Source organism: Clostridium pasteurianum DSM 525 = ATCC 6013 (genome assembly GCF_000807255.1).
GTDB lineage: Bacteria > Bacillota > Clostridia > Clostridiales > Clostridiaceae > Clostridium_I > Clostridium_I pasteurianum.
Window position 1 is genome coordinate 3,367,816 of the sequence record NZ_CP009268.1, and the last position, 12,517, is coordinate 3,380,332.

11 protein-coding genes are annotated in these 12,517 nt (G+C 29.6%); 3 read left to right on the top strand and 8 right to left on the bottom strand.

Annotation, left to right across the window (positions count from 1 at the left end; all coding sequences use genetic code 11):
* Positions 1–74: 74 nt before the first annotated feature.
* Positions 75–1,757, bottom strand: coding sequence for a sensor histidine kinase (locus tag CLPA_RS15220; protein WP_003445596.1), 1,683 nt, complete (start codon positions 1,755–1,757; stop codon positions 75–77).
* Positions 1,758–1,974: 217 nt separating this feature from the next.
* On the opposite strand from CLPA_RS15220, the gene CLPA_RS15225 reads away from it, so the two are divergent.
* Positions 1,975–2,760: a hypothetical protein gene (locus CLPA_RS15225; protein ID WP_003445598.1), complete on the top strand. Its 786-nt coding sequence runs from the start codon at positions 1,975–1,977 to the stop codon at positions 2,758–2,760.
* A 129-nt stretch (positions 2,761–2,889) separates the two neighbouring features.
* Here CLPA_RS15225 and CLPA_RS15230 read toward each other — a convergent pair whose 3' ends face one another.
* The 3 genes from CLPA_RS15230 to CLPA_RS15240 form a co-directional block, all read right to left on the bottom strand.
* Positions 2,890–3,546, bottom strand: coding sequence for a potassium channel family protein (locus CLPA_RS15230; protein WP_003445599.1), 657 nt, complete (start codon positions 3,544–3,546; stop codon positions 2,890–2,892).
* A gap of 27 nt (positions 3,547–3,573) precedes the next feature.
* Complete coding sequence (locus CLPA_RS15235; protein WP_003445602.1) at positions 3,574–4,929, bottom strand: TrkH family potassium uptake protein; 1,356 nt, start codon at positions 4,927–4,929, stop codon at positions 3,574–3,576.
* 124 nt (positions 4,930–5,053) lie between these two features.
* Positions 5,054–5,356: a DUF202 domain-containing protein gene (locus CLPA_RS15240; protein WP_003445604.1), complete on the bottom strand. Its 303-nt coding sequence runs from the start codon at positions 5,354–5,356 to the stop codon at positions 5,054–5,056.
* Positions 5,357–5,729: 373 nt separating this feature from the next.
* Here CLPA_RS15240 and CLPA_RS15245 point away from each other — a divergent pair, with 373 nt between their 5' ends.
* Entirely contained in the window at positions 5,730–6,752 is a 1,023-nt protein-coding gene (locus tag CLPA_RS15245) for a LacI family DNA-binding transcriptional regulator (RefSeq protein WP_003445605.1), read from the top strand.
* 96 nt (positions 6,753–6,848) lie between these two features.
* A complete protein-coding gene (locus CLPA_RS15250; protein WP_003445606.1) occupies positions 6,849–7,436 on the top strand; it encodes a metallophosphoesterase family protein in 588 nt (195 codons plus the stop codon).
* A 57-nt stretch (positions 7,437–7,493) separates the two neighbouring features.
* On the opposite strand, the gene CLPA_RS15255 is transcribed toward CLPA_RS15250, so the two are convergent.
* From CLPA_RS15255 to kamE, 4 genes are all read right to left on the bottom strand, one after another.
* Positions 7,494–9,377 (bottom strand): BMP family ABC transporter substrate-binding protein, encoded by a 1,884-nt coding sequence (locus CLPA_RS15255; protein ID WP_236900421.1) that lies wholly within the window; start codon positions 9,375–9,377, stop codon positions 7,494–7,496.
* 110 nt (positions 9,378–9,487) lie between these two features.
* Positions 9,488–10,189, bottom strand: a complete 702-nt coding sequence (locus CLPA_RS15260; RefSeq protein ID WP_003445608.1) for an aspartate/glutamate racemase family protein — start codon at positions 10,187–10,189, stop codon at positions 9,488–9,490.
* Positions 10,190–10,315: 126 nt separating this feature from the next.
* Positions 10,316–11,479, bottom strand: coding sequence for a PucR family transcriptional regulator (locus tag CLPA_RS15265; protein WP_236900422.1), 1,164 nt, complete (start codon positions 11,477–11,479; stop codon positions 10,316–10,318).
* 148 nt (positions 11,480–11,627) lie between these two features.
* Complete coding sequence (kamE, locus tag CLPA_RS15270; RefSeq protein ID WP_003445612.1) at positions 11,628–12,416, bottom strand: lysine 5,6-aminomutase subunit beta; 789 nt, start codon at positions 12,414–12,416, stop codon at positions 11,628–11,630.
* Between the last annotated feature and the right edge of the window lie 101 nt (positions 12,417–12,517).

Genomic DNA, 12,517 nt, shown 5'->3' on the forward strand with positions numbered 1-12,517 from the left:
CACACAAATCTGCGTCCTTTACCCTATGCATAAACAGTTTATAATGTGGTTTTTTATAATCCCATCAGTTTTATTTACTCATCTACATTTCTAACATAAAACTCTATTTTGGTCCCATTTTGAAGCTTTTCGATTTTAAGTCCTTCACCATAGATAAGTTTAAGCCTTGCATGTACATTATAGATACCTATTTTGTTTTCTGGCATACTGTCATTATAAACTTTGTCTATTATTTCATCGCTAATTCCCGGTCCCGTATCCTCAATAGTTATTTTAACTTTATCTTCACAGTCCTTAACACTTATTTTTACAATCCCCTGTCCTCTCACTTTTAATATGCCATGTATCACTGCATTTTCCACTAGAGGTTCTATTATAAGACTTGGTATTTTCACATGAACTTCATCTATATCATATATAACCTTTAATTTATCTCCAAATCTTGCCTTTTCAATTTCAATATAGTCTCTAACTTGCTTTAGTTCACTTTTTATATCTATAAGTTTATCGCCTATATCTATATTATATCTTAGATAACTGGATAAATTTATAATAAGTTCCCGTGCTTTATCAGGATTTATTCTTATAAATGAAGTTATAGCATTTAATGCATTAAATAAAAAATGAGGATTTATCTTGGTCTGCAATGCCCTTATTTCAGCTTTATTGGCCATTTCTCTTATATGTTCTACCTTTGAAACTTCCATTAATGTAGATATAATTTGCGAAAGTCCCACTGCAAGACACTCCAGGGAATAAGTTATTTTATGATCTCTCTTATAATATATTTTTAAAGTTCCTATAACCTCTTCCTTATCTTTAAGTGGTATTATTATAGCAGATTTTATTTTATTATTTATGTTATATACATCAAAATTATCGTTTATAATTTCTATTTTGCCACTTTTTATAGATCTTTTAGTAGCTTCCGTTATTATTTCCTTACCAGGGTCATAGTATTCCTCATCTTCTCCCACATAGGCAAGTATATATTTTTCATCTGTTATAGCTACTGCATCCGCTTTGATATCACCTTTTATAATAGTACATATTTTTTTAAGTGATTCACTGTTTATACTTCTAAAATAGGGAAGAGTTTTATTTGCTATATCCAGTGCCAGCTTTGCCTGAGTTCCCGCTATCTTGTCTCTTTCATCTTCCACACTTTGTATTAGAAGTACAATGAATCCCACATTCACCTCTCCAAGTATCATTGGAATAGATATTTTAGATACTATATCTATTCCCAGTTGATGAGGGACACTGAGGATAAGTATAAATATCATTGTTAGACCTTCACAGAACATTCCTGCAATTATGCCAGCTATCCACATATGATTTTTCTGTATCTTTTTATTTATATACCCCGCTACAAGACCTGCTACAATACTGCTTATGAGGCAGGGGAAAGATGTTACCCCTTGTATATTTATTAAATATCTATGTAATCCAGCAACTACTCCTGTAGTTATACCAACTACCGGTCCAAATAATATACCTCCTGATATTATAGTTATGATTCTTGTATTAACCAGTGAGCCTTCTACATCTATTCCTGTGTAATTTGCAATTATAGAAAATACAGAAAATATCATACATAAAATTATCAGGTCTTTTTTTTCATAACTGTTCTTTTGAAATACCCTTCTAAATCCCTGTATTCTGGTTAAAATAAACAGGAGAATAATTAAAAAAGCAGCCCTCTCAAACAATTTTCCCATCATGTTATAAGTATATATAAATTTAGAATATAACATTTAACCTATTATCACCTCTTAGGTATGTAAAACTTAACATTAATGTGTTAACTCTATATTATAGTAAGCTTAAAATTCAGTCAACTGCATACGATTTTGAAAATATTAAAAAAAGTCAGTTACACCTTTAAATATTCTTCATATTATATATTAGCAACTAATAAAATTGTTAATTTCTATTTTATTGGTTCTCAATATAAAACAGGAGAGTGTTAAAATGTCACTGTATTATTCTTCAGATAGCGAATCCAGTCATAAAACTAATCATTCTTTAAAGAAGAAGGATTGCCCAGCTTCCACACGTGGCAATTGTCCAAGCATCTGCAAATCTTGTGGAACTAGAGAATTAATTAGAAATGGGGGTTTTGAAACTCCAGGTACTAATATAGGCCAAGCCTTCGCATATTGGAATCAATCAGAGGCTCCTAATACTGCTTTTTCAATTGTCCCTATTCCGCATGAAGGAGTTAGCGCAGCAGCAATTTTAGCTTCAGCTTTTGAAACTACCACCTCAGCATCTTTATCTCAAAATGTTATTGTAACACCAGGTTGCCTATATCAACTCAGCTTTGCTGAAGACTTGTTCCTTCTTCTTATTATTATAGGTCAATCTCCATTATCTAAATATAAAATATTAAATGAATTAAATAAATTAAAAGATGTTGATACTGCTGCTAAGCTTAATTCATTTAAAAATCTAATCACTCAACAAAATGATGAAATTAATGCTACACTTTCTGCAAGAGTTTATTATTCAAAAGGTAATACTAAATTTGATTTAATAAATACAGAAATAGGATACACTTTAAACGAATTTACCGCACCTTTTTTCGTAGACAATGGATATCATTTCCACCAAAAAGCTGCAGACATTACAGTTCCTTGTGATGTATCCTCTGTTACTGTGGAATTCCGATTTACTTTTAGAAATGTATCACTAGTATCATGGCTTTTAGATAGTGTATCTCTTCGAGCAATATCTTCAACTTCCGTTTGTCATTAATACTGGTCACTGATTATCCTTTACTACTTTATTTTTCTTCCTATAATATCATATTTTTATAAAAACATCTTTGAGGTTATCCTGCTACTTAGGATAACCTCCTATATATTAAAACCATTATGAATAATACTAAATATTATTTTCCAGTTTTTCAATTTCCTTTTGTCCTCCAATAGCTACAATTATATCATCTTTAAATACTCTGGATTCTGAAGTAAGTGATATGTTTACTTCCATTCCTCTCTTTATCCCTATAATATTTATTCCGTATTTAGCTCTTACATGGAGTTCTCCAAGACTTTTTCCCCACCACTCTTTAGGACACAGGACTTCCGCTATTCTATATTCTGAAGACAATTTTATAAAGTCCAATATATTGCCAGAAGCCATGCTGTGGGCAACTCTTATAGCAGTATCCTTTTCAGGGAAAACCACCTTATCTGCTCCTATTTTATATAAAATTTTTGCATGTAGTTCTGTATTTGCCTTTGCCAGTATATATTTTATACCCATTTCCTTTAATAATAGGGTAACTACAACACTGCTCTGAATATCCACACCTATACCTATTATGGCAGCATCAAAATTATTTACTCCAAGAGCTTTAAGATTTTCTTCCTCTGTGGCATTTGCCTGAATAGCTTGAGTTACGTAGGGAGCTATGTATTGAACATTATCCTCCCTTGAATCCACTGCCAATACATCATTTCCCAGTTCAGAAAGAGTTATGGCTATGGATTTTCCAAATCTTCCAAGACCTATAACTAAATATTGCTTTTTTTTCATATAATCAGTTACCTCCATATTCGAATTTTATCCAATTAAAATTTTACTTTCAGGATACTTTATAGATTTAGGAATTCTTCTATTTACCATAGATAATATTATTGTAAGACTGCCTAATCTTCCAAAAAACATTAGAATAGCTATAATAATTTTCCCCACAGAACTTAACTCTGGTGTAAAATTTAAAGTTAATCCTACAGTTCCAAAAGCTGATACACACTCAAATAATATAGTTTCTAAAGGTACTCCTTTCTCAGTTATACCTAACATCATACAAGATATTAGAATTAAAAACATGTCAATTATAACTATTACAATAGCCTTATATACTAAATCTTTTTTTATTGTTCTATTATATATTTCAGTATCCTGTCTGCCTTTTATTACTGATATTACTGTCATTATAATTAAAGCTGCAGTGGTTGTTTTTAATCCTCCTGCTGTGGAACCTGGTGACCCACCTATAAACATCAATATAATAGTTAGAAATTTACTGTTTCCACTTATATCTGTAAGAGAAATGGTATTAAAGCCTGCGGTTCTTGGGGTAACTGAAGCAAAAAATGATGACAACAATTTATTACTAATAGTCATATTTCCCATAGTAGCCGGGTTATTTAATTCAAATAAAAAGAACAATACAATACCAGAAATTAAAAGAAAGAGAGTCATTGTTATAACAATTTTCGAATGAAGAGATATTTTTTTTATATCCTTAAAATCCCTTAAACTATATATTTCCTGCCATACGAAAAATCCCAGGCCTCCAATTATGATTAGAAAGCCTATAGTTAATATTATTATAGGATTATTATAATATGGGGTTAAACTTCTCCCATTTCCAATAAGATCTATACCAGCGTTACAAAAAGCAGAAATTGAATGAAATATTGAATAAAACAAGCCCTTTCTAAATCCAAATTCCGGTATAAATTGGATGGATAAAAGGGTCGCTCCAATTCCTTCTACCAAAAAGGTAAATATGAGTATATATTTTGACATTTTTACAAGCCCTTGAATATTAAAAGAATTTAGAGACTGTTGAATTAATAATCTTTCTTTTAACGTTATCTTTCTTCCTAAAATTAATGCAATAAGAGTGGAAATTGACATAAATCCCAATCCACCAACTTGAATCAAACACAAAATTACTACTTTTCCAAAATCACTCCAATGAGTCCCTGTATCCACAGTAACAAGACCTGTTACACAAGTTGAAGATGTGGCTACAAATAATGAATCTATGAAATTTGTATAAGTATAATTTTGAGATGATATTGGAAGCCACAATAAAATGGCACCTATAAATATTATCAATAAAAAACCAAATATTAAAATCTGAAGTTCATTTATTTTAAATAATTTTATATTTTTAAAATTCATTGAGAAATTCTCCCTCTATTCTTTAGTATTTACACTTAACACCCTATGATAAATGTTTAATTTTATAGTTAATTATAAATGTATTTTAAAATCTGTATCTTGATTTCATTAAAACTTTTGTAAACTATTTATATAATATATTGCTCAATTTTTTATTCATTTTTCTGTACTTGTATATTCCTAAAACTATAGGGATTATACTAAATATTCCACATACTATACCCAAAACATAAGTAAAAGTATCATCAAATAATTTTATCAGTGAAATAGCTATAATAATTAAACTTATTCCTGTTCTTATATAAGCTAACAACGTTCTCTCATTAGCAAGAGCTGTTCTGTCTGCAGCTAGAAAATCTCTTAATATCATATCTTTTTTATTAAAATTATAAACTGTTTCTTCACTATTATCATCCATATTACTCATATTAAACCTGATTTCAAATTTTTATTTATATTTGTCAGTACTATTAATTAAAGTTTTTGCTACTGCTGCAAATCAGGATTTTTCACCTCACTTATCCATTTTATTGATTTCTATAAACTTACTTTTACAACATTGATATTTTATCATAAATTACTATAATATACATATTTAATTTTATTGAACTTTTTAAAGTCTAAAACAACTAAAATTATCAAATGAAACAGTACTATTATATGTAACTATTGAACTTATTAATGATAAAGCTTTTCATAATTGCACAATCAGTAGTATAATATATGGATAAGGAAATTTTTTAGCAAGAAAAGGTTTTTCAAATATCATTGGACCTATAATTTATTGGAGGATTATTTTTATGAAAGTTAACATTAAGGATGTAGCTAGAGAAGCCGGAGTATCCATGAGTACAGTATCAAGAGTTCTAAATAATAATTACCCTGTTAAAGCTGAAACAAAAAAAAGAGTAGAAGATGCAATTGAAAAATTAAACTTTAGTCCTAACGTATTAGCCCGCTCTCTGGTAAATCAAAATACCAAAACTATAGGTGTTGTAGCTCCAAGCATAGATAATCTTTTCTTTCCCACTGTAATCAAAGAAATAGAGCATATACTTAGAAAAAATGATTATTCAATTTATCTATGTGACACAGATGACAAGGCCTCCGAGGAAATAAACTATATAAAATCCCTTTTGGGAAGACAAGTAGATGGTATTATTTCCATAGATCCAAAAACTGAAAATATGAAAAATGGCTTTTATGAGGATATCAGTAAAACTATACCTCTAGTATGCATAAACGGATACAATAAAGATATTAAGTGCAATTTTGTACTAAATGACGAAGTCAGTGGATCTATTCAAGCAATGGAACATCTTATAGCTCTTGGGCATAAAAATATATTCTTTATAAGAGGTGAAAAAAGCTATTCTTATGATTTAAAGGAAAATGTCTATATAGAGTCCTTAAAAAAACATAAATTGTTGAGGAATAAAAAGATTATAAACATAGGCCATGGTAACAGCAATGAAACTGTAGAAAATACCATGAATATCATATATAGCAAATTAAAGAAAAATGTTAAATTTCCAGTGGCTTTCTTTTGCTGCAATGATTTAATTGCTCTAGGGGTTATGAATGCCTGTAAAAAATCAGAACTTCATGTACCTAATGATGTATCCATAATTGGATTTGACAACATATTAATCTCCAACATAATTGAACCAAAACTCACTACTGTAGACCAAAACATGTACCTTTTAGGAGAAAAATCTGCTAATATGATTTTAGACATAATAAAAAATAAAGATAATAATTTAAAAAGAGTACAATTAAATACAAAATTGATTATAAGAAATAGTTGTAAAAAGGTTATTTAGTTAAACATTTGAATTTAGAAGAACTCTGTTTATCTAAAAAAATATACATCATCAAGCAGTATAGCTGCCATTATCCATTAGAAAGTAGGTTTTTGTATGAAAATACTTTTGGTTTCAGATGTGGAATCTCAGTACATTTGGGATTTTTTTTCTAAAGATGCTTTTAAAGATATAGACCTCATCATATCTTGCGGAGATTTAAAAGCAGATTATTTAAGTTATTTAGCTACTATGATCCACGTACCAGTTTTTTATGTACACGGTAATCATGATCATTATTATATTGAAAAGCCACCAGAAGGCTGCATTTGCATAGATGACAAGCTTATTGTGTATAAAGATATAAGAATTCTAGGACTGGGCGGCAGTATGAAATATAAAAAAGGTCCATTTCTATATACCGAAAGCCAAATGAGTAAACGAATACAAAAACTTAAATTTAAACTATTTTTAAATAAGGGTTTTGATATACTTGTGTCTCACGCTCCTGCCAGCGGCATCAATGATGATAATGATTTATGCCATGAGGGCTATAGATGCTTTAATAGGCTTATAGATAAATATTCTCCGAAATATTTTTTACATGGACATGTGCATATGAATTATGGTAAAAAGCCAAGAGATACTATATATAATAATACTACAATAATCAATGCTTATGATTACTATATATTAGAATATTAAAATTAAAACCTCTCAATAGAAATAACTCTTAGAATATCCCTATTAAGAGGTTTTCAGCTATATATATTTCTCAGCTTCTACGTTGTCTACAAACCAATCTATATTTAAAATTTCATAAGGATTTGCCTGCTGATCTTCAGATAATCTAAGCTTTCCGGTATTATCATAAATTTCTCCTGTAAAAGGATTAAACTCATGGGTTATTATCATTTTTCTCATAGCTTCTACAAGCTTTTGAAGGGATATTGGAACATATTTTTTAGAATAATATATATCTACTACCCCTTCTGCCATACCATACCAAAAGTTAATCAGCTTTGAATTGGAATTAAACATATTTACAATAGTTCTAAAACTGTCATTTAATATATTATTGAGTATCTTTTCATAGTATATTCCCCAATTCCAGATAGGTGCGGCAAGATATTTATCTGGTTCCTCACTTCCCTTTTGAAAACTGCACAGCATAGAGTAGACTCCAAATTTTTCTGTTTCAGTTCTTGCTACTTTAAGATTTCTATTGGAGATAACATCACATTTTTTGTCCAGAAGCTTTGTTTCCACATTGGTAAACTTCTCATGGCTATTCCATTCTCTGGTCCATGCTACCTTTACCTCTGAATAGGGATTCACCAGTTTGGCTCCAAGGGCAAAAGAATTTATGGCAGAAATTACTTCCTTAGAAGGACTAGTAGCAGAATATCCTATTATATTGGTCTTTGTCATAGCGCCTGCTATCATACCCGTTAAAAATCTGGGTTCATAAACTCTTCCAAAATAACAGCTCATATGCTCATAAGGTCTATCATCTGAACAATTAAAGAACTTAACATTTGGATATTCCATAGCACATTTTAATGTAGCACTTCTAAATATAGGACTAGTAGTAAAAATCACATTATTTCCCTCTTCTGCAAGAGCTTTTATATATTCATAGTCAAAGGCATTCTCTGGCACACCTTGAATATATTTTGTAATAATTTGGTCAGAAAGTTTATCCTGTACATACCTTCTTCCAAGTTCATGCCCATAGGTCCAGCCTGAAGTCTTGATATTTCTGGCATATACAAAAGCTACCTTTAGTTTTTTAGGTATACTTATTAAATTTGGTATCCCCGTCAATCTTTTAGGAGAATCCTTTTGCTCATTAGTTTGAATTTTTACATCATCTTTCTTAAAATGAGTTAATTCCTTCATAAGTTGTTTCAATCTATTACTAAGTTTTTCTCCCGTCAATTGGTCATTTATTCCATATAGAGAAATATACTCTAAAAAGGCATCTCCTGTAGTTATTGGAAGTTTGCCTCCTCCCATTTTAAGATATACTTCTCTAAAAGTATCATATTTAAATTTTTTAAAATGTTCATATTTATCCTCTTCCAAGTAAAGTTTAGGATTATATGCCTCAAGCATAGATAGAAGTTTATTAAAACTGTGTTTTTTTGTAAACCATATACAATTAAGCTTTGTCTTGTTGTAAAAATCCATAAACTCATAATATATGGTATTAGTTATATCATTTTTATTTTTTTTAGGTACTAATCTTATAACCTCAGCTCTTATGGAAAAGGCCTTTAAAGATTTAAGTACACTTACTCTTTTATTTCCTTCAATTACATAGAAGTAGTTTAGATATTCATATACTTTTATTGGTTGATTTATACCTTCCTCTAAATGGCTTTCATATAGAGCTATCCACTTTGTTCTAAATTCTGAGTCCGTATCAATTGCAGGCATAAAACTCTTTGAAAAGGCATTACTTCTAGAATTTGAATAAGTGCCAACTATTTTTTTTAGAGGTATTTCAAGAGTTCCCAAATCCACATTGGCAACAATTTCTTCATTTTTTAATATTTCATCAAGGCAGATAAGAGGTCCTTTAGACATAAGTTCTCTTTTACCTATTTTACTCATTTCTCTATAGTGTTCCTTTGCTTCCATTTCCAAAATGAGGCACCTCCCCCTAATCAATACATATAATATACAAATATATATTAATTATTTTATCATATAAATTATACTGGAAGTTGGCAATTTTACATATATTTTTATTAAAATTCATCATTTTTTCTAAGCTCTTTTATGATTCCATCTACATGTATATCTACGGTATTTAAAAAGGGAATATTGAGTTCTCCATTTTTTAATATAATAGGTATTTCAGTACACCCTAAAATTACTCCATCAATGGATTCTTCTTTTATCATTCTTCTAATTATATTTAGGAAACCTTCCTTAGTTCTCTTGTTAATAATTCCATTTTGAAGTTCTGTCACTATCCTTTGGTTAATATATTCCCTCTCTGCCTTTCTTGGAATTACTATATCTATAGCACTTTTTAAAAAGCTATCCTTGTAAAAGGACTCTTCCATAGTGATAATTGTACCAAGAAGTCCCAATCTTTTAAGTCTCAACTCCTTAGCCCTTTCACGGGTTTCTTCAACAATGCTCAGCACAGGCATAGGAGCCAGTTTCTTTACCTTTTGAAATACTATATGAGGAGTATTAGATGATATAACAGCAATGTTAGCACCTGCTATATATAAATTATTAAGAGAACTTACCAGCATATCCACAAGCTTATACCATTGCTTTGTGGATATAAAATGTAAAACTTCCTTCATATCTATACTATCTATTATTATTTTAGGATAACTTCCATCTTTTTTTAGATTTTTATATTTATATATTAGAGTTTTATAATAATCAACTGTAGATTCAGGGCCCATCCCTCCAACAATTCCAATTTTCATTTTTACCCTCCTAACTGCTGCTTATACATTTAACCTATAATTTATAATTACTAATATAAATATATTTCTGTTACAATAAAAAAATATTTATCTTCTTGTAAATAATAAGAAGATAAATATTTTTTATTACATAAAGTAATCGTAAATAAATAATGCTATGGAAAACTTCATTCTGGAGTAATAGCTCTTAAAATCGATTTCACTTAACTCGCTTATCTTATTTAGTCTATTCTTAAGAGTATGTCTATGTATAAAAAGCTTATTTGATGTATCGGATATATTACATTCATTCATTAAATAGAGCTTTAATGTATCCATATAGTAGCTTTTATGTGAATTATCATAATTCTCAATGGGCTTTAATATACTATAGGAAAAATCAATAGCATAATCATTATTCCGCATGCTTTCTAATAGTTTAATTATTTCTATATCTTCAAAAGAACAGACTCCTCGCTTTGCGCCTATTTTTTCCAGCATCTGCTGACTTGCTATACAATCATTAAATGCACCAATTAAGTTATCTATGTCTTTTAAAATACTTGCTCCAATAAATAATTTAATTTGTAACTCATTAGATAGATTGTTAAGTATCTTGGAAATATTAAAGGATATATCTTGAAAGGTTATTTCTTTTTTCAATGATATGATAAAAAGTATCTTTTCCCCAAACCATTCTATTTCCACTTCCGAACTTACACTGACAAGATATTCTTTTAGCCTATTTATGCTTTTCAAAATCATATTATTGGTTATTGCTGCATTATCATAATATACAGACATCAATAATAGATATACTTTGGATTCTTCCTTATTTTCAATCATCTTATTGATATAATTATTACGACTGCTATTAAGTATATTATTTAATTTATTTCTAAGATTAAACACATCTGAGTTATCCTGTATATTTGATTGATTATTTATATTTTCTATTAAAACATGCATAATAGTTGAAAAAGTTAAATTAGGTGGAAGTTCAATTACTGGAAAATCATATCTATCTCCAGATTCTTTAATGTATTCAGGAATTTCATCTATATAATATCCAGTTTGTATTACTATTCCACAAAGTCCTCTCTTTTTCAATTTTGGAATTAAGTCTTTAAACTGACTTTCATTATCAATTTCATATCCTGTAGTAATAAGCAATTCTCCCTTTTGCAGTGAATCCAAGGCATCAAGTATTTCCATCAGATTAACCCACAAAATCTCATTGCTAATTCCCTTTTCCCCAGCTACTATTTTTGCTCCTTCCAGCAAATTAAGTTCTACTATGTTTCTCACCATAAAAGCCAATACTATAATCCCTCCTTTCTCAACTTAATATACAAAACTGAATTGCTGATTAAAAATAAATTTTATTTTCAATTATAGCATATGCAAATGCCTAAATTACATCCAATATATGTTATATCTAAAACAAAGGACTCTCTGTTTATATAAGTTTTCTGTTTGTCATTTCAGTTACTGCAAAAGTAGCCACATCATCTGCAAACTTTCCTGGACCAAAGCCAGCATCATAACCTAATTCTTTGGCAAGCTCATAAGTTATTCTGGTTCCGCCGCATATAAGTATGACTTTATCTCTAATACCTTCCACCTCTAAAAGTTCCACTAAATTAGTAAGATTTTTTATATGGATATTCTTTTGAGTAACCGTTTGAGAAACTAGCAGTACATCTGCATTAAGGTCTATGGCTTTCTTTACAAACTTCTCATTTTCCACTTGACTACCAAGATTATAGGCATCTATCATATCATATCTTTCAAGTCCATAATGCCCTGCATAACCTTTCATATTCATTATGGCATCTATTCCTACCGTATGGGCATCAGTACCTGTACTTGCACCAATAACAGTTATTTTTCTCTTAATATTTTCCTTTATATACTCATTTATTTCTTCCATACTCATAGTTTTTATATCAACAGATTTAACAGTTATCTCTGTATAATTAATATTATGCTCTGTATTACCATATACTACATAAAAAGTAAATCCATTGTCGAGTTTTTTATGACATACTACATCTATGTCTCTCATGCCCATTTTTTGTGCCAAAATTTTTGCTGCTTCTGTAGACTTTTCACAGTCCTCTAACGGAAGTGTAAAACTTATCTGTACTTTACCATCGTTCATAGTGTCACCGTAAGGTTTCACATTTTTTAAATCAAGTGTTTTATCAAACTTTTTTTGTTCCAGAGAATATAATCCTCCACCCATACTACAACACCTTCTTTCCTTTATTTTATAATATGCTAACAGTGTATTTTACTGCAATTTAAAACAAATCTCACAGATTTCAAATTAATACTATCTCACAG

Excerpts from the sequence above, each read along its gene's own strand:
- CLPA_RS15220 (WP_003445596.1), bottom strand. The coding sequence starts at position 1,757 with ATGTTATATTCTAAATTTATATATACTTATAACATGATGGGAAAATTG.
- CLPA_RS15225 (WP_003445598.1), top strand. The coding sequence starts at position 1,975 with ATGTCACTGTATTATTCTTCAGATAGCGAATCCAGTCATAAAACTAAT.
- CLPA_RS15230 (WP_003445599.1), bottom strand. The coding sequence starts at position 3,546 with ATGAAAAAAAAGCAATATTTAGTTATAGGTCTTGGAAGATTTGGAAAA.
- CLPA_RS15235 (WP_003445602.1), bottom strand. The coding sequence starts at position 4,929 with ATGAATTTTAAAAATATAAAATTATTTAAAATAAATGAACTTCAGATT.
- CLPA_RS15240 (WP_003445604.1), bottom strand. The coding sequence starts at position 5,356 with ATGAGTAATATGGATGATAATAGTGAAGAAACAGTTTATAATTTTAAT.
- CLPA_RS15245 (WP_003445605.1), top strand. The coding sequence starts at position 5,730 with ATGAAAGTTAACATTAAGGATGTAGCTAGAGAAGCCGGAGTATCCATG.
- CLPA_RS15250 (WP_003445606.1), top strand. The coding sequence starts at position 6,849 with ATGAAAATACTTTTGGTTTCAGATGTGGAATCTCAGTACATTTGGGAT.
- CLPA_RS15255 (WP_236900421.1), bottom strand. The coding sequence starts at position 9,377 with ATGGAAGCAAAGGAACACTATAGAGAAATGAGTAAAATAGGTAAAAGA.
- CLPA_RS15260 (WP_003445608.1), bottom strand. The coding sequence starts at position 10,189 with ATGAAAATTGGAATTGTTGGAGGGATGGGCCCTGAATCTACAGTTGAT.
- CLPA_RS15265 (WP_236900422.1), bottom strand. The coding sequence starts at position 11,479 with ATGGTGAGAAACATAGTAGAACTTAATTTGCTGGAAGGAGCAAAAATA.
- kamE (WP_003445612.1), bottom strand. The coding sequence starts at position 12,416 with ATGGGTGGAGGATTATATTCTCTGGAACAAAAAAAGTTTGATAAAACA.